This window comes from Vibrio sp. 1159, from assembly GCF_033340395.1.
GTDB classification, from domain to species: domain Bacteria; phylum Pseudomonadota; class Gammaproteobacteria; order Enterobacterales; family Vibrionaceae; genus Vibrio; species Vibrio alginolyticus.
The window spans coordinates 1-22498 of the sequence record NZ_JAWOWL010000054.1 but is presented as its reverse complement, the minus strand read 5'-3'; the positions used below and the strand labels follow the sequence as shown (position 1 = coordinate 22498).

The 22498-nt window shown below is 45.6% G+C and carries 24 protein-coding genes and 2 tRNA genes; 6 read left to right on the top strand and 20 right to left on the bottom strand.

The window, feature by feature from the left end; all coding sequences use genetic code 11:
* Position 1: 1 nt before the first annotated feature.
* The 5 genes from R7127_RS24955 to mutY form a co-directional block, all read right to left on the bottom strand.
* Positions 2-74: transfer RNA gene (locus tag R7127_RS24955), tRNA-Thr, on the bottom strand.
* A gap of 66 nt (positions 75-140) precedes the next feature.
* Positions 141-216 (bottom strand) — tRNA-Phe (locus tag R7127_RS24950).
* A 100-nt stretch (positions 217-316) separates the two neighbouring features.
* Positions 317-1456: a membrane-bound lytic murein transglycosylase MltC gene (gene mltC, locus R7127_RS24945; RefSeq protein WP_005381001.1), complete on the bottom strand. Its 1140-nt coding sequence runs from the start codon at positions 1454-1456 to the stop codon at positions 317-319.
* A gap of 77 nt (positions 1457-1533) precedes the next feature.
* Positions 1534-1806: an oxidative damage protection protein gene (locus R7127_RS24940; protein WP_005381002.1), complete on the bottom strand. Its 273-nt coding sequence runs from the start codon at positions 1804-1806 to the stop codon at positions 1534-1536.
* Between the two features lie 19 nt (positions 1807-1825).
* On the bottom strand, positions 1826-2902 hold the full coding sequence (gene mutY, locus R7127_RS24935; protein ID WP_017635575.1) for an A/G-specific adenine glycosylase: 1077 nt from the start codon (positions 2900-2902) through the stop codon (positions 1826-1828).
* Positions 2903-3105: 203 nt separating this feature from the next.
* Here mutY and trmB point away from each other — a divergent pair, with 203 nt between their 5' ends.
* From trmB to glsB, 3 genes are all read left to right on the top strand, one after another.
* Positions 3106-3825 carry a tRNA (guanosine(46)-N7)-methyltransferase TrmB gene (trmB, locus tag R7127_RS24930; RefSeq protein WP_005384506.1) on the top strand — a complete coding sequence of 240 codons (720 nt, stop codon included), beginning with the start codon at positions 3106-3108 and terminating at the stop codon, positions 3823-3825.
* A 17-nt stretch (positions 3826-3842) separates the two neighbouring features.
* Positions 3843-4871, top strand: coding sequence for a TRM11 family SAM-dependent methyltransferase (locus tag R7127_RS24925; RefSeq protein ID WP_025768826.1), 1029 nt, complete (start codon positions 3843-3845; stop codon positions 4869-4871).
* A gap of 98 nt (positions 4872-4969) precedes the next feature.
* The gene (gene glsB, locus R7127_RS24920; protein WP_005381007.1) at positions 4970-5890 is read left to right on the top strand and encodes a glutaminase B; all 921 of its coding nucleotides are present in this window, start codon (positions 4970-4972) and stop codon (positions 5888-5890) included.
* Positions 5891-5980: 90 nt separating this feature from the next.
* Here the strand turns inward: glsB and hemW are convergent, their stop codons facing one another.
* From hemW to R7127_RS24885, 7 genes are all read right to left on the bottom strand, one after another.
* The gene (gene hemW, locus R7127_RS24915; RefSeq protein ID WP_206225414.1) at positions 5981-7159 is read right to left on the bottom strand and encodes a radical SAM family heme chaperone HemW; all 1179 of its coding nucleotides are present in this window, start codon (positions 7157-7159) and stop codon (positions 5981-5983) included.
* 18 nt (positions 7160-7177) lie between these two features.
* Positions 7178-7780: an XTP/dITP diphosphatase gene (locus tag R7127_RS24910; protein ID WP_005381009.1), complete on the bottom strand. Its 603-nt coding sequence runs from the start codon at positions 7778-7780 to the stop codon at positions 7178-7180.
* 118 nt (positions 7781-7898) lie between these two features.
* Positions 7899-8330, bottom strand: a complete 432-nt coding sequence (locus R7127_RS24905) for a DUF4426 domain-containing protein (protein WP_318148610.1) — start codon at positions 8328-8330, stop codon at positions 7899-7901.
* 127 nt (positions 8331-8457) lie between these two features.
* The gene (gene yggU / locus R7127_RS24900) at positions 8458-8748 is read right to left on the bottom strand and encodes a DUF167 family protein YggU (RefSeq protein ID WP_005393980.1); all 291 of its coding nucleotides are present in this window, start codon (positions 8746-8748) and stop codon (positions 8458-8460) included.
* Positions 8748-9305, bottom strand: a complete 558-nt coding sequence (locus tag R7127_RS24895; protein ID WP_005381012.1) for a YggT family protein — start codon at positions 9303-9305, stop codon at positions 8748-8750. Before R7127_RS24895 ends, yggU begins: the two co-directional genes overlap by 1 nt.
* A 52-nt stretch (positions 9306-9357) precedes the next feature.
* Positions 9358-10176, bottom strand: coding sequence for a pyrroline-5-carboxylate reductase (gene proC / locus R7127_RS24890; protein ID WP_005381013.1), 819 nt, complete (start codon positions 10174-10176; stop codon positions 9358-9360).
* 159 nt (positions 10177-10335) lie between these two features.
* Positions 10336-11037 carry a YggS family pyridoxal phosphate-dependent enzyme gene (locus tag R7127_RS24885; RefSeq protein WP_005384521.1) on the bottom strand — a complete coding sequence of 234 codons (702 nt, stop codon included), beginning with the start codon at positions 11035-11037 and terminating at the stop codon, positions 10336-10338.
* Positions 11038-11065: 28 nt separating this feature from the next.
* On the opposite strand from R7127_RS24885, the gene R7127_RS24880 reads away from it, so the two are divergent.
* Both R7127_RS24880 and R7127_RS24875 read left to right on the top strand, forming a co-directional pair.
* Positions 11066-12106 carry a type IV pilus twitching motility protein PilT gene (locus tag R7127_RS24880; protein WP_005381015.1) on the top strand — a complete coding sequence of 347 codons (1041 nt, stop codon included), beginning with the start codon at positions 11066-11068 and terminating at the stop codon, positions 12104-12106.
* Positions 12107-12136: 30 nt separating this feature from the next.
* On the top strand, positions 12137-13243 hold the full coding sequence (locus R7127_RS24875; protein ID WP_005381016.1) for a PilT/PilU family type 4a pilus ATPase: 1107 nt from the start codon (positions 12137-12139) through the stop codon (positions 13241-13243).
* 61 nt (positions 13244-13304) lie between these two features.
* Here R7127_RS24875 and ruvX read toward each other — a convergent pair whose 3' ends face one another.
* The 8 genes from ruvX to metK all read right to left on the bottom strand — a co-directional run bounded on the left by ruvX (position 13305) and on the right by metK (position 20032).
* The gene (gene ruvX / locus R7127_RS24870) at positions 13305-13730 is read right to left on the bottom strand and encodes a Holliday junction resolvase RuvX (RefSeq protein WP_005381017.1); all 426 of its coding nucleotides are present in this window, start codon (positions 13728-13730) and stop codon (positions 13305-13307) included.
* Between the two features lie 35 nt (positions 13731-13765).
* On the bottom strand, positions 13766-14329 hold the full coding sequence (locus tag R7127_RS24865; RefSeq protein ID WP_005381020.1) for a YqgE/AlgH family protein: 564 nt from the start codon (positions 14327-14329) through the stop codon (positions 13766-13768).
* A gap of 127 nt (positions 14330-14456) precedes the next feature.
* Positions 14457-15407, bottom strand: a complete 951-nt coding sequence (gene gshB, locus R7127_RS24860) for a glutathione synthase (RefSeq protein ID WP_005381021.1) — start codon at positions 15405-15407, stop codon at positions 14457-14459.
* A 13-nt stretch (positions 15408-15420) separates the two neighbouring features.
* On the bottom strand, positions 15421-16152 hold the full coding sequence (rsmE, locus tag R7127_RS24855) for a 16S rRNA (uracil(1498)-N(3))-methyltransferase (RefSeq protein WP_025768830.1): 732 nt from the start codon (positions 16150-16152) through the stop codon (positions 15421-15423).
* A 113-nt stretch (positions 16153-16265) separates the two neighbouring features.
* Positions 16266-16961, bottom strand: a complete 696-nt coding sequence (endA, locus tag R7127_RS24850; RefSeq protein ID WP_025768831.1) for a deoxyribonuclease I — start codon at positions 16959-16961, stop codon at positions 16266-16268.
* Between the two features lie 150 nt (positions 16962-17111).
* Positions 17112-17609: a SprT family zinc-dependent metalloprotease gene (locus tag R7127_RS24845; protein WP_064377331.1), complete on the bottom strand. Its 498-nt coding sequence runs from the start codon at positions 17607-17609 to the stop codon at positions 17112-17114.
* Positions 17610-17677: 68 nt separating this feature from the next.
* A complete protein-coding gene (locus R7127_RS24840) occupies positions 17678-18475 on the bottom strand; it encodes a DUF2189 domain-containing protein (RefSeq protein ID WP_064377333.1) in 798 nt (265 codons plus the stop codon).
* Between the two features lie 402 nt (positions 18476-18877).
* Positions 18878-20032: a methionine adenosyltransferase gene (gene metK / locus R7127_RS24835; protein WP_005381027.1), complete on the bottom strand. Its 1155-nt coding sequence runs from the start codon at positions 20030-20032 to the stop codon at positions 18878-18880.
* Between the two features lie 315 nt (positions 20033-20347).
* Between metK and tkt the strand changes: the two genes are divergently transcribed.
* Positions 20348-22342, top strand: a complete 1995-nt coding sequence (tkt, locus tag R7127_RS24830; RefSeq protein WP_172563491.1) for a transketolase — start codon at positions 20348-20350, stop codon at positions 22340-22342.
* The last annotated feature ends 156 nt before the right edge of the window (positions 22343-22498 follow it).

Sequence of the window (22498 nt, the reverse complement as noted above, 5' to 3'; positions counted from 1 at the left end):
GTGCCGACTACCGGAATCGAACTGGTGACCTACTGATTACAAGTCAGTTGCTCTACCTACTGAGCTAAGTCGGCACACTTTATTCTTTGTGCTTTTGTCCGTGTTATAACATTTCGTTAAGACACCAACAAATCAAATTGTGGTGCCCGGAGGCGGAATCGAACCACCGACACGAGGATTTTCAATCCTCTGCTCTACCGACTGAGCTATCCGGGCAACGGAGCGCTATTAAACGGATTTTCCCGCGTTGCGTCAACCACTTTTTTTAAATAATTTCAAAAAAGTGGTTGTTCGAACGCTTTTTATTCAACTGTCACTACAAAGTTTGCTTCGAGTTAAATTCCTTTTTGAAATTTGTAACTTTTTCTAGGTAGCGACGCGCTTCTGCGTTCGGGTGTTTCTTGGTTAACGCCCAATAAACTTGGTTGGGTTGCAATGAATTAAGATCTTGCATTGCGCGTTTGCGATCACTGCGATGAAATGTGTTTAAAACTCCTCCAGTACCGCCATTGTAAGCTGAAATCATGCTGTACTCGAGAGAGGTAGGGTGGCGGACTTCTCTTAAATAACGATTTTTTAAGATATAGAAATACGCAGTACCAGTATCTATGTTGTTTTCTGGATTAAACAAATATTCAGGGCTTGGTTGGCCCGAGCGCTTTTTCACGAGTTTGAACACATCTCGTCCCGCTGTTTTAGGTACAACTTGCATTAGGCCATATGCATTTGCCCAACTTACCGCGTATGGGTTGAAACTGCTCTCGGTTTTAATAATGGCGTATATCAAGTCTTCTGGAATGTCGTATTTCTTGGAAGCTCGACGCACGATATCGGCGTATTGGTAGCTGCGAGTTGAAAAGTGGTCTTCAACCATGGGAATTTCGACGTAATACGCTTTCTTGAAATCTACATTTTTGGTTTTTATTTTATTTGCGATGAGGTATTCCGCAAATCGGTTTGCCCGCCAAGACCATTGAATTGGCTTATTGTCTTGGTCGACAACTTGTTTATACAGGAATGGTTGCCCCTCTAACGTGATACCTTTAGAGGAGAATAAGTCGACGTGAGCGGGATCGTCTGGTGTTAATAAGGTGGTGACAATCGCGTCTTTTAGGTGTTTTTGGGGCTCGGTCGGTGATACGGTCTCTATCGTGATCACGCCTTTGCGAAAGTCGACCTCGGCGCGGCTAAGGTAGTTATCGATGTACTTAACGTAATTACTCTTGCCTGCGTACTTGATTTCTTTTTTACCCCAGCGCTTTTGAATATTGCCTGAAAAGCTATTGATTAAGGCATCTAGCGCCGCAGTATCTTTTTCAAATTGTCCTGGTAGCTCAGCTAAGTTATTGGCAAAACGGTTTGTTGGCTCGTAGTTGACGTCATAAATCTTTTCGACGAATTCACGGCTACAGCCTGCCATTAAAAGTGCGGCAGCAATAAAGACAATTTTTTTCATAAGTATCAGAGTTATTGAAGGTAATAGAAAAATGACACCACAAATGGTTGTGATGTCATTGTTTAACTCAAGCGACTTTATTCGCTCGGCGGTGTGTAACCTTCGATATGAACGTCTTTTCCTTCAAAGAGGAAATTTACCATTTCTGTTTCGATCAGTTTGCGGTGTTCTGGATCCATCATGTTGAGTTTCTTCTCGTTGATCAACATGGTTTGTTTGTGTTGCCACTGAGCCCACGCTTCTTTCGAGATGTTGTCGAAAATGCGTTTACCTAGTTCACCAGGGTAAAGTTGAAAGTCTAGACCTTCGCCTTCTTTCTTTAGTCGAGCACAAAATACAGTGCGGCTCATAATGACTCCTTGTATTCAATTAACGAAGTTCGTGGGGTAGCGTTTCCAGCAATAGTTTTACTGGCGCGGCTAAACCGACTTCTTCAGGTTTAGATAAGTTATACCAAAGACCTTTGTTGCCTTCCATTATCACGTCCGGTTGCTTTGATAAATCAATCAAAATTGGCGTGATATCTAGGTGGTAATGGCTGAATGTATGACGAAAGGTAATCAGTGTTTGCTTCTGTTTGATATTGCTGGCTTGAATGCCGCGTTGATCCAGTAGCAATTCAATGTCGCTTTCTGCATCCACATGTTCGGTTTGTGGGAAGCAGAATAAGCCACCCCAAATGCCTGTTTGTGGTCTTTGCTCCAACCACACCTCATGACCATTTTCGGTGTTGTGGTGAAGCATCACGAAACGAGTTTGCTTGATTGGTTTATCTTTCTTCGGTTTTTTGCCCGGGTAGTCGAGCACATTACCTTGTTGTTTTGCCACACACAGGTCAGCAACAGGGCAGAGGCTACATTTGGGTTTGCTGCGAGTGCAGACCATTGCGCCCATGTCCATCATTGCCTGGTTATACTTATCTACATCCGTTTGTGGGGTATGCGTTTCGGCAATTTCCCACAGCTGGTTTTCAACCTTTTTTTGTCCTGGCCATCCTGCAACTGCGAAACAGCGGGATAGGGTGCGCTTCACGTTACCATCAAGAATCGCGTGTGGTTGTTTATACACAGACGATAAAATGGCGGCAGCAGTAGAGCGACCAATCCCCGGTAGGGCGTTCATTTTCTCTATATCAAGAGGAAACTCACCATTGTATGTAGAGGCGACCTCTTGTGCTGCTTTGTGAAGGTTACGGGCTCGGGCGTAATACCCTAAGCCAGTCCAAAGGTGTAGGACTTCATCTTGCTCAGCATTGGCAAGATCGATCACGGTTGGAAAGCGCTCCAAGAAACGTTGGTAATACGGAATAACCGTAGTGACCTGAGTTTGCTGAAGCATAATTTCAGACAACCAGACACTGTATGCGGTCTTATTTTGTTGCCACGGAAGATCTTTTCTTCCATATGCGTCATACCATTCTAGGATGGCACTGGCGAAAGGTGTCACGACTTGCTCTGTATTCTATTATTGGTTAGGTGCAAAATTGCACCACATAATGGACAAGAAGTACAACGGATAAACAGTAGGGATATAAAGAGGTGTCTTGTTGCTTTTGGGTTGCCATAGACCAAGAGCTCAACAAATACTTGCACCTAAGTAAATTCTTTGGATAATCCCCGCTTTGATTAATCAATGTGCAGGCAAAATCAATGAGTGAAGTAACCACTAACGAATACAACGAAGACGGAAAGCTGATCCGCAAAATCCGCAGCTTTGTACGCCGTGAAGGGCGTTTGACTAAAGGTCAAGAGAGCGCGATGAATGAATGCTGGCCTACGATGGGTATTGACTTCAAAGCTGAACTTCTCGATTGGAAAGAAGTGTTTGGCAACGATAACCCAGTAGTGCTTGAGATCGGTTTTGGTATGGGTGCTTCATTGGTTGAAATGGCAAAGAACGCGCCAGAGAAAAACTTCATCGGTATCGAAGTTCATAGCCCAGGCGTTGGTGCTTGTCTTGCCGATGCTCGCGAAGCGGGAATTACTAACCTGCGTGTAATGTGTCACGATGCGGTAGAAGTATTCGAACACATGATCCCAAATGGCAGCTTATCGACACTGCAATTGTTCTTCCCAGACCCTTGGCATAAGAAGCGTCACCACAAGCGTCGTATTGTTCAATTAGGTTTTGCGGAAATGGTGCGTGAGAAGCTTATCCCTAATGAAGGTATTTTCCACATGGCGACCGACTGGGAAAACTACGCAGAGCACATGATTGAAGTGATGAACCAAGCGCCAGGTTTCGAAAACATTGCTAAAGATGGTGATTTCGTTCCTCGTCCAGACGATCGCCCGCTAACGAAGTTTGAAGCTCGTGGTCACCGTCTTGGTCACGGTGTTTGGGATATCAAATATAAGCGTATTGCGTAACCAGAGGAGTTCATGGGATGTACCATTACGCGATATTAGCGAATCCGGGTCATAACCGAATTTACTTTGATAGCGCAATGACCATTGCCTGTTCTGAGCTAAAAGCAATTTTAGCTTCACAAGGCGTGGATGTGACAGAAATTGGTAGTAAAGACGTTGGCTTACCTGCTGCGTTGGTGTTTTCTTGTCAGGAAGCGCTAACCGATGAGCAGGCGCGAAGAATCGCAGCCTCTTCGATTTACTATGCGCTATTTGAAGTGCGCGAAGATGGTTTACTTCGACCAGTTCAAGCGCCCGTATTTAACACTTTCCCGGAAAGTATGAGCCAGATTTTGCGCTACACCGGGAAAACAAACGAGCAGTTTACCCGTTTGATGGTGAATATCGGCATTAGTGCGTCCAATACGGGAAGTGAACAACTGACCTTAATGGATCCAATGTGTGGTAAAGGTACAACCTTATTTGAAGGCTTGATCCACGGTTTGAACGTGGTAGGGGTTGAGATCAACGCCAAGTGGGTGCAAGAGATCCAGACCTTTATTGTTAAGTTCATGAAGAATGGCCGCTTTAAGCACAAAGTGAGCAAAGAAAAGCGCACTGCGGGTGGCAAGAAAGTGGCGGATGGTTTCGTGGTTGAAACTGCAGCAAATAAAGAAGATTACAACCAAGGCAATCTTCAGTTTATGAAGCTGTATTCGGCTGATACTCGTATCGCTGATCAAGTCGTGAAAAAGAACTCAGTTGATGTGATGGTGTCTGACTTGCCTTACGGCGTGCAGCACGGCAGCAAAAATGCCAAGGACAGCAAACTGAACCGTAGTCCACTAGAGCTTTTAAAAGAGGCTCTGCCTGCATGGAAAGTGGTATTGAAAAAGCAAGGTTCAGTGGTGTTGTCTTTCAATGAATTCACATTGAAATGGAAAGATGTCGCGGCATTATTTGAAGAGCAAGGTTGGAAGGTACTTTCAGAAGAGCCTTACATCGGTTATCTTCACCGTGTTGATCAATCTATCAACCGCAATATTATTGTGGCAGTAAAACCATAATCGACTTGAGTCGAACGAACCCTATGGAAAAGCCAACGACACGTTGGCTTTTTTTACCTCTGAGCTCAACGAGTTCTCTTGTAAATAGAAGGTAGAGAATGAAACCGACAGTGGAAATTTTGACAGATATTTTGGCGGAAGTACGCCCTTTAATCGGCCAAGGTAAAGTGGCTGATTACATTCCTGCTCTGGCAAAAGTACCCAGCAACAAGTTAGGTATTGCGGTATACACCAACGAAGGTGAGGTTATTAAGGCGGGTGATGCCGATGAACCTTTCTCTATCCAATCTATTTCAAAAGCATTGAGCTTGACGTTAGCGATGTGCTTGTACAAGCAAGAAGAAATTTGGTCTCGAGTGGGAAAAGAGCCTTCGGGGCAGGCATTTAATTCGCTAATCCAGCTAGAAATGGAGCAAGGTATTCCTCGTAATCCATTTATAAATGCTGGAGCGATAGTAGTGGCAGATTTGTTACAAACTCGCTTATCTGCACCTCGTCAGCGCCTGTTGGAATTTGTGCGTCAGCTTTCTGGTGATACCCATATTGTGTATGACAAAGTCGTTGCGGCATCCGAAATGATGCATGGTGATCGTAATGCGGCGATTGCATATCTCATGCGTTCGTTTGGCAACTTCGAAAATGAAGTGATTCCAGTACTACAAAACTACTTCCACGCTTGTGCGCTGAAGATGAGTTGCGTCGATTTGGCTAAAACGTTTAGCTATTTAGCAAACAAGGGCACATCGGTACAAACGGGTAAGCCTGTAGTTTCTCCTGTGCAAACCAAACAACTTAATGCACTGTTAGCAACGTGTGGCTTGTATGATGGCGCGGGCGAGTTTGCTTATCGCGTTGGAATGCCTGGTAAGTCTGGTGTTGGTGGTGGCATTATCGCGGTAGTACCTGGTGAAATGACCATTTCAGTATGGTCTCCAGAGCTTGATCCTTCAGGTAACTCGCTTGCTGGTACTAAGGCGCTTGAGCTGCTCTCAGAGCGAATTGGCCGTTCAATTTTCTAATATTGGAAATGTGTCAACCTTATTTAGGGTGGTACTGTTTCTAAATAAAAAGCCTCTCAATTGAGAGGCTTTTTTTGTTTTGGGGTTGCGTTACTCTTCGCTTTCTTCGGCCATAAAGGCTTCGAGCAAATCATTAAGGAAGAGCTTCCCTTTTTCAGTAATTTGCCAGTGGGTAGGCGTTTCACTCAGGTAGCCCATTTCTATCGCCCAGTTGATGGTTTCTTGAATCGTACTAATCGGTAAGCCCGTGGTGTCCACGTAATCTTGCTTCGGACAGGCTTCAATTAAGCGGAATCGGTTCATAAAGAACTCGAATGGACGATCTTCATCCGCGACGACATGTTCCGTATGCAGATAAGGTTTGACCATATTTTGATAAGCCGCTAAATAGCCTCGCGGGTGTTTTACCTTTGTCGTTCGAATAATACGTCCGTCGGTAAAACTGAGTTTGCCATGAGAGCCACAACCGATACCAAGGTAATCACCAAAGCGCCAGTAGTTGAGGTTGTGCTGACACTGATAGCCCGGCTTGCTGTAACCGGAGATTTCATATTGCACATAACCCGCGGCTGCAAGTTTTTGGTGTCCGAGCTCGAAAATATCCCACAAGTCATCATCGTCAGGTAGCGTTGGTGGCTTGTAGTAGAACATGGTGTTTGGTTCGATGGTCAGCTGATACCAAGACAAGTGCGGCGGTGCCAACTCAATCGCTTTGCCCAAATCTGCCAAGGCTTGTTCGATGCTTTGATCAGGTAAGCCGTGCATGAGATCGAGGTTAAAGCTGTTCAAACCGATTTGGTGCGCCAGCTTAGCAGCATTGACGGCTTCGTCTTGGCCGTGAATGCGCCCCAAACGCTCAAGCTTCTGCTGCTCAAAGCTTTGTACGCCGATAGAGATACGCGTTACACCAGCTTTGCGGTAGCCAACAAAACGCTCTGCTTCGATGGTGCCTGGATTCGCTTCCATGGTGATTTCGATTTCAGGCTTGAACGGGATACGCGCTTCAATGCCCTTAAGTAGACGCTCGATGCCTTCTGCCGAAATCAAACTCGGCGTACCACCACCAATGAAGATTGAATGCAGTGGACGTGGCGCTTCGTTAAGTCGGTATTTCTCAATGTCGGTATCCAAATCTTCTAAAAGGGCACTGATGTACTCTTCTTCTGGAATCTCGGTTTTGAGCGCGTGAGAGTTAAAGTCGCAATACGGGCACTTTTGCACACACCAAGGGATGTGTACATACAAGCTGAGTGCTGGGGGCGTTAACATGGTCTAATTCGCTCGTGATTACTGAGACACTTGCTCAGACAGTTGAGCAAACAACGACTTGAGCGCTTTACCGCGGTGAGACAGTTGTTTCTTACGTGCAGGTTCAAGTTCGGCTGACGCACAGTTGTCTTCAGGAACAAAGAAGATTGGGTCGTAGCCAAAGCCATTTTCACCGTGTGCTTCAGTTAGAATTCGGCCTTCCCATTTACCGTGACAGACGATAGGCGTTGGGTCGTTCTCGTGACGCATGAGGACTAATACGCAGTGGAAACGTGCTGTACGCTCTGCTTCTGGTACGCCTTCCATTGCCGCTAGCAATTTTTCTAGATTCTCTTGATCAGATGCGCTCTCGCCTGCGTAACGTGCAGAGTAAATGCCCGGAGCGCCTTTTAAGAAATCGACTTCTAATCCAGAGTCGTCTGCAATGGCAGGAAGCCCTGTTTCTTGTGCGGCATGGCGAGCTTTAATGATTGCGTTTTCAATGAAAGTTGTACCCGTTTCAGCTACTTCCGATACATTGAATTCACTTTGCGCTAATACTTCAAAGCCGAAGTCAGACAACAAATCTGCCATTTCACGAACTTTGCCTTGGTTACCAGTTGCTAGCACAATTTTTTTCATGGGAATCTCTTTTAATAGTGATAGAGGAGAACAAATCGTTCTCCTCTAGATATTCTTTAACTAATAAGTGGTTTTTAGCCTGCTTAGATCCAAAAGCTTTTGGAACATCACAACCCAATTACTCTTCAACATAAAACTTCTGGGTGAATTTAAGCTTACCTGAGCCTTTGTTTCCAGCTTTTACGTCAATATCGAAAGTAAAAGTTTCTTCGTGGGTAATTGGTAGTTCGGCTAAATAGTATATCGCATTGCCTTCTTTGACTTCACGAAAGGTCAAGGTCTGAGTTTGGCCGATAAGGTTCTTCGCGCGTCCAGCAATTTTTGCTTCTAATGCTGGCTTACCCAATGAAGCTCTATCTAACACGATAATATTAACCACAGCGAGGTATCCATTACGTTTGATATCGTAGCTACGTGCGACTTTGGGTGTTAGGAATGTTGAGTTAAACGCGACATAGTGTACTTCGATATCTTTCATATTTTTAAACTGATCGGCGAAGCTTGGTAACGACAACAGGCTAATCAGTAATGCGGTAATCCATTTGCTCATTGTTACTTCCTCAAAGCACTTGTTATAAAACAACCATAGCTGCAATTTTACCTTGGTCAGGGGGTAAAAATGCGTACTCAGTCGTTGGTATTAGTAAGTGTGGTACAAAACCGTAAATAAAAAGCCATCATAAGATGGCTTTAATTTCTGTCGGTATCTGGGTAGGCGATTCTATCCGAATTTGTTTGTGCCGTCCTAATTCACCTTTTTCTATGTGAACCAAGCCCTTAGCGATTTTAAACTGCTTGGCTAAGAACTTAGTTAGGTGTGCATTAGCTTTGCCATCGACAGGTGGAGCAGTAATGGCGATTTTTAGCTCTTCACCATGCAAGCCAACGATTTTATCGCGGCTAGCTTTAGGTTGAATATAGAGCTTCAGGATGATGTCCTCACCATCTTGCCAAACTGCAGCTGACATTATAGCTGGAACCAAATTGGACCAATGATATCGCCCATTAAGAAGTTCGCGAACTGCAAGCCGATAAATAACACCAGTACGCTTAAATCAAGACCACCAATAGCCGGAAGAATACGACGGATTGGAGCGCACATTGGCTCGGTCAGTTGATGGAATACGTACTCGATAGGGCTGCGGCCTTGGCTTACCCAGCTCAAAATTGCACGGATCAATAGTACCCAGAACAATAGGCCACCTGCGGCTTTGATTAATGATAATAAGCCCAAGAATAAGAAGTCAGCGCTGAAAGAGACGGAACCGTTCGAAGCTATTAGGATAAGCACGACAAATTTAAGCACACACAACACGTAGGCAAACAACACGGTTGCTAGGTCAATATTCCCCACGGAAGGGATAACGCGGCGCAATGGACCAATGACCGGCTGAGTCGCTTTTACTATGAATTGCGAGAATGGGTTGTAGAAGTCTGCGCGCGCAGCTTGCAACCAAATTCGCAAAATTACGACCATGATGTACAGGTCAAATAGGGTTGAGATGAGAAAACTCATTGAATTCATAAGGTACCCTTAACAAGTGATGGATGATACTAAACGGAGTTCATCCAAATAATTAAAACAGTTTTTCCATTTCTTCCGCGCGAGCCACAGCAGCTTGCATGGCTTTAGCGACAATATCTGAAAGTTGATGTTCGTTGAATGTACGCAGTGCTTCTGCCGTTGTCCCACCTTTCGATGTTACGTTCTCACGCAGGGTCGATAGCTCAGTTTCTGGGTTGCTAACCACCATACTGGCCGCGCCCAGTGCCGCTTGCTGAACCAATAGTCGAGCGGTCTCTTTATCAAAGCCTTGCGCAATCGCTTCTGCTTGCATCGCTTCCATAAACAGGAAGAAGTATGCTGGAGCACTGCCCGCTGCGGCAATCACATTATTGATGCCAGACTCTTGCTCAACCCAGCATACTTTACCGACCGCTTCCATTAACTCTGCGGCAAAAGCTTTGTCGTGCTCGGTTACATGAGTTGGTGCGAACAACCCACTCATACCCAACCCAAGCTGTGATGGCGTATTTGGCATAACACGAACCAAGTTCAATTTGGTGGCTAGCATATCATCCAATCGTGAACAGTTGATGCCTGCGGCAATAGAAATCACCAGTTTATTAGTGAAATCGATCGATTGCAGTGGTTTACAGACATCCGCCATCATTTGCGGTTTTACAGACAATACCACCACATCCGCCTCGGTCGCAGCTTGGATGTTATCGCTGGTGGTACGGATGCCAAAATCTTGTTCTAGCAGAAGGCGACGAGCCTCTGAAGGAGCCGTTGCGGTAATGTTTTGCGCTGGGTATCCGTTAGCAACCAAGCCGGAAACAATGGCTCTCACCATGTTGCCAGCACCAATGAAGGCGATTTTTTTATGTTCCATTTGTCTGATTTCCATCATGATATTTAGAATTTGTTGTGCGCTCAGGTGTATAATGGCGCCGCTGTTACTTACTGCTCCTATTGGCGAGTAAGATGATTGCGCATTTACGCTCTAACGATTGACGACATAACTTATGTCGCGAGTGAGCGTTTTGTTGATTTAGCTGTAGTCTCGTGCGCCGAAAATAGCGGTTCCAATACGAACCATTGTACTACCAGCTTCGATTGCAGCGGTCATATCACCACTCATTCCCATTGATAATGTATCGATTTCTGGGAACTGTGCTTCGAGTGTTTGCTTCAACGTAGCCAACTTCTGAAATTCACGGAGTTGTGATTCGTAGTCAGACACGTTGGCAGGAATCGACATCAACCCTCTTAAAGTGAGGTTGGGTAGGCGAGAAATCAACTCCGCCAGCTCGAATACTTCCGCTTCAGTGACACCAGACTTAGATGCCTCACCACTGGTGTTAACCTGAATCAGAACTTGTAGCGGTTTAAGTTCGCTTGGCCGCTGATCATTCAGGCGTTGAGCAATCTTGGTTCGATCGATGGTGTGAACCCAATCGAAATGTTCAGCAACAAGTCGCGATTTATTGGATTGAATCGGGCCAATGAAGTGCCATTCGATTCGATTATCTGGATAATGCTCGGCAAAGTGCTGAACTTTACTGACGCCCTCTTGAACGTAGTTTTCACCAAAGGCGGTTTGTCCCGCTTGGTAGGCTTCGAGAATTGCCTCGACAGGTTTAGTTTTGCTTACCGCTAGAAGTTGCACTGACTCTGGAGTTCGACCACATTTTTGCTCGTCATATCGAATTTGAGAGGTGATATGTTCAATATTTTGTTGAATACTACTCATAGCTGTACTTTAGACTTAAGGATTTTAAATGGATATCACTGAGTTACTGGATTTTAGTGTAAAACATAATGCCTCGGATCTACATCTTTCTGCAGGTGTCCCACCAATGGTTCGTATTGATGGGGATGTGAGAAAACTAGGCATTCCAGCGTTTACACACCAAGAAGTGCATCGTTTGGTTTTCGAAATCATGAACGATGCCCAACGCAGTGAGTTCGAAGAAAAACTCGAAGTCGATTTCTCTTTTGAGTTGCATAACGTTGGCCGTTTCCGTGTCAACGCTTTCAACCAATCTCGCGGTTGTGCGGCAGTATTCCGTACCATTCCAAGTAGCATTCCAACTCTGGAAGAGCTAGAAGCGCCAGAGATCTTCAAAAAAATTGCGAACGCTGAAAAAGGCTTAGTTCTGGTCACTGGCCCAACAGGTTCAGGTAAATCGACGACCTTAGCAGCCATTGTTGACTACATTAACCGTAATCACAACAAGCACGTACTCACAATTGAAGATCCGATTGAATTTGTTCACAACAACAATAAATGTTTGATCAACCAGCGTGAAGTTCACCGTGACACCCATAGTTTCCAAAACGCACTGCGCAGCGCATTGCGTGAAGACCCGGATGTCATTCTGGTTGGTGAGATGCGTGACAAAGAAACCATCAGCCTTGCGTTAACGGCGGCGGAAACGGGGCACTTAGTGTTCGGCACGTTACATACCAGCTCGGCGGCAAAAACCATTGACCGTATTATCGATGTGTTCCCTGGCAGCGATAAAGACATGGTGCGCTCGATGCTTTCTGAATCCCTTCGTTCGGTTATCGCACAAAAATTATTGAAACGTAATGGTGGTGGCCGTATTGCATGCCATGAAATTATGATGGCAACGCCTGCGATTCGTAACTTGATCCGCGAAGACAAAGTCGCGCAGATGTATTCGATCATTCAAACAGGTGCGGCTCACGGCATGCAAACCATGGAGCAAAATGCTCGTCAGTTAATGGCGCAAGGAATGGTTGCTCGTGAAGAGGTCGATAGTAAGATCGGATTAGAAGTGCAGCAATTCTCGTAACGTTCATACAGATAATGGTGAATACGGAAGATGGATCTAGATAAATTTCTCGAAGGCATGTTGGCGCTGAAAGCGTCGGATCTTTACATCACGGTTGGAGCGCCAATTCTATTTCGTGTGGATGGCGAATTGCGTCCGCAAGGGGAAAAACTCACCGAGAGTGATGTGGCTGCATTACTCGACAGCGCTATGGAACCAGATCGGCGTCAGGAATTTCGTAAAAGTCGCGAGTCGAATTTTGCCATTGTGAGAGATTGTGGTCGCTTCCGTGTGAGTGCCTTTTTTCAACGCGAGTTACCAGGCGCAGTGATTCGTCGTATTGAAACTAATATTCCTACTTTTGAGCAGTTAAAGTTACCGTTAGTGTTGCAAGATTTGGCGATAGCTAAGCGTGGTTTGGTGCTGGTGGTCGGTGCTACTGGATCGGGTAAATCGACCACCATGGCGGCGATGACAGGCTATCGAAACAGCAATAAAACCGGGCACATTTTGACGGTCGAAGATCCGATCGAGTTCGTGCATGAACACAAGCGCTGTATCGTGACTCAACGTGAAGTTGGGTTAGATACGGAAAGCTATGAAGTTGCGCTTAAAAACTCGCTGCGCCAAGCACCAGATATGATTTTGATTGGTGAGATCCGTAGCCGTGAAACAATGGAATACGCGATGACCTTCGCCGAAACGGGTCACCTGTGTATGGCAACGTTGCACGCCAACAATGCAAACCAAGCTTTAGAGCGCATTCTTCACTTGGTACCGAAAGATCAAAAAGAACAATTCTTGTTCGATTTGTCGATGAACCTAAAAGGCGTGGTTGGTCAGCAGCTGATCCGAGATAAAAATGGGCAGGGACGTCATGGTGTATTTGAGATCTTGCTAAATAGTCCACGTGTGTCGGATTTGATTCGTCGCGGAGATTTACATGAGTTGAAGTCAACCATGGCTCGCTCAAATGAGTTTGGTATGCTGACGTTCGATCAATCTCTTTATAAGTTAGTGATGCAAGGTAAGATCAGCGAAGAGGATGCACTACATAGTGCCGACTCAGCGAATGATCTGCGCCTGATGTTGAAAACGCAGCGTGGTGAAGCATTCTCTACGGGCAGTTTGGCAAACGTTAAGATCGATATGGATTAATCCAATCCAGAAACAAAAAAGGTTGGCAGAAGCCAACCTTTTTTCATTGTGCTTGAAGTGTTTACTCACCCCAAAGGGCTTCAAACCAGCTTTCTAGAATCACCACCGCTGACTGGCAGTCAACATTACCTTTCGATAGGGCTTTGTAGCCGCCCATGCTGAACAACTCCGCACGAGCTTCTGCAGTAGATAAACGCTCATCATGCAGCTCAACAGGCAATCCGTATCGGCCTTGCAGACGCTTAGCAAATTTTCGTGCACGAGGGGTTATGGTCTCAAGGTCTTTACCATGCAGATCGGTCGGTAAACCGACCACTAGCAAATCTGGTTGCCACTCTTTGATTTGCTTTTCGATATCGTCCCAGTTTGGAATACCGTCATTGGCTTTAAAGGCTTTTAATGGGGAAGCTGTACCAGTAATTTCTTGGCCAATAGCGCTACCAATGCTTTTGGTTCCAAAGTCAAAAGCCATAATTGTGCGTGACATAAGGTGTCTCTATCTAATGTAACTGTATATTTGGACTAAGCATGTCCAGAGTCTGCTGAAAGGTGACTTGGGTCGATACCCAGCTTTTCGACCGCTTTCTTCCAACGCTCGTTGATTGGTGTATTAAAGATAATTTCAGGCGTCGCTTCAATGGTGAGCCAAGAGTTTTCGACCAGCTCACTTTCTAATTGGCCTGCACTCCAACCGGAGTAGCCAAGTGCCACTAAGTAATCACTTGGTTCTGCTTCTGTTCCTAACACCGACAGAATATCACGCGAAGTGGTTACCGCGAGGTCATCGGTCATTTGGACGCTGGACTCGTAGTAATCTTTGGGTTTATGCAAAATAAAGCCACGATCTTCCGAGATTGGGCCGCCATTATAAACTGGTCTATCTAGACTGGCTTCAAATAGGCGCGGGTGTACTGGCTGAACTTCCACCTGCTTGAGCATGTTGCCGACGGTGATATCAACAGGAGCATTGATCATCAGCCCCATAGCGCCGTCTTCGTTGTGCTCACAAACGTAGATCACGCTGTTTTGAAAGTACGGATCTTTCATCCCAGGCATGGCAACCAAAAAGTGATTTGTGAGATTCATACTCATACTGACCCTTAACTCTCGTAAATGCCCTTAAGCAAACATCATACAATTTACATCTAGGTATGTGCATGAGTTTGCTTAAGTTAATGTACTACGCTCTCTATTAACTGTAATACAGTTTGAGTTATTCGCCTTTTACTCGACGCTCAATCGCATCCATCAGCTTGCCTGTGATTGAGATATCAAAAGCTGCTTCAATTTCGCGAATACAGGTTGGGCTGGTGACGTTGATTTCTGTTAGCTTGTCGCCAATTACGTCAAGGCCAACAAAGATAAGGCCTTTTTCTTTCAGTGTCGGAGCAACGGTTTGCGCAATTTTGAGGTCGGTTTCGCTTAGCGGACGAGCTTCACCAGTACCACCAGCGGCTAGGTTGCCGCGCGTTTCGCCTTTAGCAGGAATGCGTGCTAGACAGTAAGGCATAGGTTCGCCATCTACCACTAGGATACGTTTGTCACCGTTGCTGATGTCTGGCACGAAGGTTTGTGCCATTGCGTAGTTTTGACCGTGGTTAGTCAATGTCTCGATGATTACAGAGACGTTTGGATCGTTTTCTTTTACACGGAAGATGGACGCGCCACCCATACCATCAAGCGGTTTCAGGATGACATCACCATGTTTTTCACGAAATTCTTTAATTTTTTCTGCTTTTCGCGTCACGATCGTTGTAGGTGTCAGCTCTGGGAACCATGCTGTAAACAGCTTTTCGTTACAATCACGTAAGCTTTGAGGCTTGTTAACGATCAGTGCACCCTGTTCTTCTGCACGCTCAAGGATGTAAGTCGCGTAGATGTATTCAGTATCAAACGGAGGATCTTTACGCATTAGCACCGCGTCTAGCTCAGACAGTTCGATAGTTTGCTCTGATTTGAACTCGTACCAACCGTTTGGATCTTCTTTTAGTTCTACCACTTTAGTATCTGCAATGGCAACGCCTTGATCGAGATGCAGATCATTCATTTCCATGTAGTGGATTTCATAGCCGCGTCGTTGCGCTTCAAGCATCATGGCAAAGCTAGAGTCTTTTTTGATGTTAATGGACGAGATTGGGTCCATTACGATACCGAGTTTGATCATTATTTTTCTCCGTTTAACCAAGATCGCCGAAACGAACTTGTAAGGCTGTAATTGCTGTCAGAGCCGCTGTTTCGGTACGCAGAACGCGAGGGCCGAGTAGCGTTTCTTCAAATTGGTATTCTCGAGTCATCTCGATTTCTTCAGACGATAAACCGCCTTCAGGACCGATCAGTAGGCGCACTTTTTCAACCGGGGTTGGCAAAGTGTTGATTGAGTATTTAGCACGAGGGTGAAGGTTAAGCTTTAAACCATCGTACTCTTCTTTACACCACTCTTCCAAGCTCATAATTGGACGAATTTCGGGCACGACATTACGCCCACATTGCTCACAGGCACTGATGGCGATTTTCTGCCATTGCGCGAGTTTTTTCTCAAAACGCTTTTGGTCAAGCTTGACACCACAACGTTCAGAAATCAGAGGAGTGATGGTATTGACGCCAAGTTCAACAGACTTTTGGATGGTGAACTCCATCTTATCGCCACGTGAAATGACTTGACCAAGGTGCAGATCTAAAGGGGATTCAATACTGTTTTCTACGCGCTCGGTGATGTTAACCAAAACTGATTTTTTGCTGACTTCACTGATAACCGCTGGGAACTCTGCGCCACTGCCGTCAAAAAGGAGAACGTCTTGGCCTTCTTTCATGCGCAAAACACGACCGATATGGCCTGCTGCGTCGTCACTTAAAGCAAGTGAGCCAAGTTGATGAATGGTTTCTGGATGATAAATTCGAGGGGTACGCATGAGATTTCCAGCAAGAGAATAAACTTAAACCCTAACATGGATGCTTTGCACCGAAAAAACAAGGGGCAAGAAGCGTTTCAATATCAGTAATTGAAACGCTTCGAGGTCGGAGGTTACAGTGCGCGGCAGGCTTCTTGAACAAATGGGTTGTGATTGCCCTGTACTTTTGCAATGCGCTCGTCACGCTCACATTCCCATTTATCGACAGGATAGGTTTTGTTCCAAGCACTCATTAATTGCGTTTGCTGCTTCGACAGTTTGAAACCGTACTCTTTGCTCATGTATAGATAGGTACGAGCAATTGAGCCACGCGCACGGTCTGGTGGCATGACTTTACGCTGCTTAAAGTTCACTTGCATCTCACAGCGACCATAACTCACGCCATCCATACCGTTCCATTGGCTGAAGTTGTAGTTCGAACGGTCACCGTTTACTTCACCAATAGCAGGAGTTAGGTTGTGCAAGTCTGCTTCCATCAAACGAAAAGTTTTGTCTTTTTTCTTACAGTTTTTACGTCCGCCATCTTGCCAGCATTGACGCTGGTGGCCAAATTGCCACGCAGGAACCACATGCTCCCATTCGATTCGTGCAGCCCGTTTTTCTTGTTTACGGACTTGGTAGCCGCAAGAGGCTAAATCGGGTAAGCCTTTCTTGCCTTGCCATTGAATGTTACAGCCACAGTAGAAGCTTGTTGGATGGTCTTGATAAATTTTGACCGCCTCACGTTTGGCTGCAGAGAATGAGCTCGGTGGCGCGGCAATCGCAGTGCTAGAAAGCGCGATAAGCAACAGAGAGAATAAGTATTTCATGATAAAAGTCTTTATAAAGTATGACTTTATTCATGATAACACGCATAAAATAGCTTTAGTGATGAGTAAGTTAACAATAGTTGGCGAAGGGAAGGTTTTGATCAAATCGATCTTTATTTTGGGAACGCAAGTAACACTATGAGGTAAGGGCTACGATAATTGAATACCGGTGAAGTTAAGTGGTTGGCGGCATTTTTGACAAGAGTACGTCGCCTCTTTGCGCAGCACTTTATTATGACGGCGAATCGATAGAGGGTAGGTCATACAACCACAACGATACTCAAAGGTTTTACCTTGAACGGATTTTACTTCAAAGCTGTGAGTGGTTTTGGCTGGTACGTTAAATACGGCTTCCATGACGCCTTTCCATTCTTTGCCGTGAGGCCTAACTCGCCCGTAAACCTGATAAGTAATCAGGTGTGCTACTTCATGAGGAATGACTTCATCTAAGAATGCTTGGGTGTTTTCGCGAAATAAAACAGAGTTTAGGCGTACTTGATTTAATTGAAGGTAGGCTTTTCCTGCCGCTTTCCCACGAACGTCGAAGGTGATTGTTGGAATCGGGAAAGAACGTTTGAAAGCTTGTTCCGCCATCGCGATACAGTCCGCCATCACTTGCTTGGCTTTATAGCTGAGTTCTATATCCACAATTCACCTCGATAAATCAAATAAAAAAGCCCCCGCATTTGCGAGGGCCAGATCATAGCATCAGTTAATTATGGTGTGTGTTTTTTCTTGATGGTGGCATGGTAAGCGTGCCATGTACCGTAGCCTAGAACTGGCATGGTAAACAACATTCCGATCCCGTAGGTCGCAAAGCCGATAAGAATACCGCCACAGATGATCGCTGCCCAAACAATCATTGCTGGAATGTTGGATTTCACGGCATTAAAGCTGGTAAATACAGCGGTCATCATGTCTACGCGACGCTCCATCATGAGCGGAATAGAAAAGGCTGAAATGCTAAACACCACACAAGCCAAAACAAAGCCAACTAAAGAGCCGATGACAAGGAAGGGTAGGAACTCACTTAAAGGTGCCCCTTGAACAGAAGGGTAGAGCGCATGAAGTAGAGCGGCAATGCGCATCCAAAATATCATACACACTGCGAGTAACACGGCGAACGCCCATTGAGATGTTGAGTTACGACCGATCGCTTTCATTGAATGGAACAAGCTTGCTTTGTGTCCGCGCTCTCTCTCCCAACTGGCATCATACAAGCCCAGCGCGAGAAACGGACCGATTAACATGTAAACAATCAAACTGGGCATGACGACCAAGTGTGTGCCTTGCCACTGTACGAGCAAAACAATGCCTATCGCAGCTGCCATAAAACAGATGCCATAGAAAGCACTAATAAGTGGCATTCGCACGAAATCATGCAGACCTAATGCTAGCCAATGAAAAGGTGCAGAAAGATTGACCGTATTGCACGGTATGGTTCTGGCGTATTCGTTGTCTGGCACTTCCTTTCGCTTGTTGTGGAAGTCCGATGGATTAACAGTTCGAGGCATAACTCCTCCTTGATTTATTCCCACATTATCCGCTTATACCAATTGACAGCGGTTTTTGTTCAGTCAAACTTGAAGCGACTTTTTCAAGTTTACATCTGAGCATTGGCTTAGTTTGGTATCGGCCATAAAGATGCCTGACTCATGTCTTTACTTAAGTGTTGCTTCCACAGTCGCCAGCATCCGACGTCTCTATTTAAATTGGAATTAACAATATTTTAACTATTGGCGGAGATGGGATAATTTACAAATAATTGCTTAAAATTTATTCGGTATAAAAATGAGGGAGAAACAGGACTGCTTTGTGGCGCAGGGCGGTATGAGTCGAAATGACTAGATAAAAGTTGCTGAAAATAAAAAGCCCCCACCATAGGCGAGGGCTTGATTGATTCTTGCATGGCTTGATTATTTGATGCCAGCGAAATCGCGTAGAAGTGCAGCTTTGTCTGTTGCTTCCCACGGGAATTCTTCACGACCGAAGTGACCGTAAGCCGCTGTCTTCTTGTAGATAGGTTGAAGAAGGTTAAGCATTTCTTGTAGACCGTATGGACGTAGGTCGAAGAATTGACGAACCGCTTCAATGATGATGTCGTGAGATACTTTCTCAGTACCGAACGTTTCCACCATGATAGACGTTGGATCAGCAACACCGATTGCGTAAGAAAGTTGGATCTCACAACGGTCAGCCATGCCTGCCGCTACGATGTTTTTCGCTACGTAGCGTGCTGCGTATGCTGCACTACGGTCAACTTTTGATGGATCTTTACCAGAAAACGCACCGCCACCGTGACGAGCTGCGCCGCCGTAGGTATCTACGATGATCTTACGACCAGTTAGACCACAGTCACCCATAGGACCACCGATTACGAAGCGACCGGTTGGATTAATGAAGAAGTTTGTTTCTTTGTTGATCCACTCAGAAGGTAGCACTGGCTTAATGATCTCTTCCATTACCGCTTCACGCAGGTCTGAAGTTGAGATTGAGTCACAGTGTTGAGTTGAAAGAACAACCGCGTCGATACCAACGATGTTACCTTGATCGTATTGGAATGTTACCTGAGATTTTGCATCAGGACGCAACCAAGGTAGTGTGCCGTTTTTACGAACTTCTGCTTGCTTTTGAACAAGACGGTGAGAGTAAGTAATTGGCGCTGGCATTAGTACTTCAGTTTCGTTACAAGCGTAACCAAACATGATGCCTTGGTCGCCTGCACCTTGTTCTTTAGGGTCAGCTTTATCAACACCTTGGTTGATATCTGGCGACTGTTTACCGATTGTGTTTAGTACCGCACAAGAATCTGCGTCAAAGCCCATATCTGAATGTACGTAGCCGATTTCACGAACGGTTTCACGAGTTAACTCTTCGATGTCTACCCATGCTGAAGTCGTGATTTCACCACCCACCATTACCATACCGGTTTTAACGTAAGTCTCACATGCAACACGAGCCTTTGGATCTTGCTCTAGAATCGCGTCAAGAACCGCATCAGAAATCTGGTCTGCAATTTTATCTGGATGACCTTCTGATACTGACTCAGAAGTAAACAGGTGCTTAGCCATGTTAGCTCCACTATATCTGGTTTAAAACTGGGGAATGATAAACTCTCCAGCGCAAATTAATACTAATTTTTGTAGGTGTATCTACATCTAGACGTCTATTCTAAATTTGATTGCTCGAATTACAAGCTCTTTTTTGGTTTTTGTTACAACCAAACGTTTGCCTGATTTATTGATAATTTTAAGAACTTCGAACGATTTGGCGCGAAAGGTGCAATATTTGTGAGGTTTTGGACTGGAAAACGTTTGCACACCCAACAGGGCTTTGAGAGAATTATGACCTACTTTTCGTTTCGCTTAATGTACTCAGGAGCAGACATGTCGTCTCGTAAACATCTTGCCAATGCAATTCGTGCTCTAAGCATGGATGGTGTTCAACAAGCTAACTCAGGCCACCCAGGCGCACCAATGGGTATGGCTGATATCGCTGAAGTTCTTTGGCGCTCTCACCTAAACCATAACCCTTCAAACCCAGAGTGGGCCGACCGCGATCGCTTTGTGCTGTCAAACGGTCATGGGTCAATGCTTATTTACTCTCTACTGCACTTAAGCGGTTACGAGCTATCTATTGACGATCTGAAACACTTCCGTCAATTGCACTCAAAAACCCCAGGTCACCCAGAGTACGGCTACGCGCCTGGTATCGAGACAACAACGGGTCCTCTAGGTCAAGGCATCACTAACGCTGTTGGTATGGCGATCGCAGAGAAAGCACTAGCGGCACAGTTCAACAAAGAAGGTCACGATATCGTTGACCACTTTACGTATGTGTTCATGGGTGACGGCTGTCTAATGGAAGGCATCTCGCATGAAGCATGCTCTCTTGCTGGGACGTTAGGTCTAGGCAAACTGATCGCGTTTTGGGATGACAACGGCATTTCTATCGACGGTCACGTTGAAGGCTGGTTCTCTGACGATACACCTAAGCGTTTTGAAGCGTACGGCTGGCATGTAATCCCAGCAGTCGATGGTCACGACTCAGACGCGATCAACGCAGCAATTAAAGCAGCAAAAGCGGACCCACGTCCTACGCTTATCTGTACCAAAACAATTATCGGTTTCGGTTCTCCTAACAAGTCTGGTTCGCACGACTGTCACGGTGCACCACTAGGTCACGATGAGATCCAAGCGGCTCGTGAATACCTAGGTTGGGAGTACGGCCCATTTGAGATCCCGGCAGATGTTTACGCTGAGTGGGATGCAAAAGAAGCGGGCGCCGCGAAAGAAGCAGCTTGGAATGAAAAATTCGAGGCATACGCTGCAGCTTACCCTGCTGAAGCGGCAGAGCTTAAACGACGTCTAAACGGCGAACTTCCTGCACAGTGGGAAGAAAAAGCGAACCAAATCATTGCCGATCTTCAAGCAAACCCAGCGAACATTGCATCACGTAAAGCATCGCAAAATGCACTAGAAGCGTTTGGTCAAATGCTTCCTGAGTTTATGGGTGGTTCTGCTGACCTAGCGCCTTCTAACCTGACCATGTGGTCTGGTTCTAAGTCTCTAGAAACGGAGGACTTCTCTGGCAACTACATCCACTACGGTGTACGCGAATTCGGTATGACTGCTATCATCAACGGTATCGCATTGCACGGTGGTTTCGTTCCTTACGGCGCAACATTCCTAATGTTCATGGAATACGCTCGTAACGCAATGCGTATGGCTGCGCTGATGAAAATTCAGAACATCCAAGTTTACACGCATGATTCGATCGGTCTTGGCGAAGATGGCCCAACTCACCAACCTGTTGAGCAAATGGCGTCTCTACGTGTAACTCCAAACATGAGCACATGGCGCCCATGTGACCAAGTTGAGTCTGCAGTTGCATGGAAACTAGCGATTGAACGTAAAGATGCACCAACTGCACTTATCTTCTCTCGTCAAAACCTAGCGCAACAAGAGCGTACTGCTGAACAAGTCGCAGACATCGCGAAAGGTGCTTACATCCTGAAAGATAGCGAAGGTAAGCCTGAGCTAATCCTTATCGCAACAGGTTCTGAGGTTGAGCTTGCAGTGAAAGCCGCTGAGCAACTAACTTCAGAAGGCAAGAAAGTACGCGTTGTTTCAATGCCATCAACAGACGCATTCGACAAACAAGACGCTGCTTACCGTGAATCTGTACTGCCATCAGACGTAACGGCACGTATCGCTATTGAAGCAGGCATTGCGGATTTCTGGTACAAGTACGTAGGCTTCGACGGTCGCATCATCGGTATGACAACATTCGGTGAATCAGCACCTGCTGGTCAGCTATTCGAGATGTTTGGCTTCACGACTGAAAACGTAGTGAACACAGCTAAAGAATTGCTAGCGTAATTGCAGGACCGTCTAAACAGTCGAACGTAAACGACGATTGTTAAACGCTAAAGTTAGAAAGGCCATCATTATGATGGCCTTTTTATTTTCAGCCCTAAACCACCTACTTCAGTAGGTGGTTATCATCCGTTTCGGCTTTGCCTGTAAAACTACTCA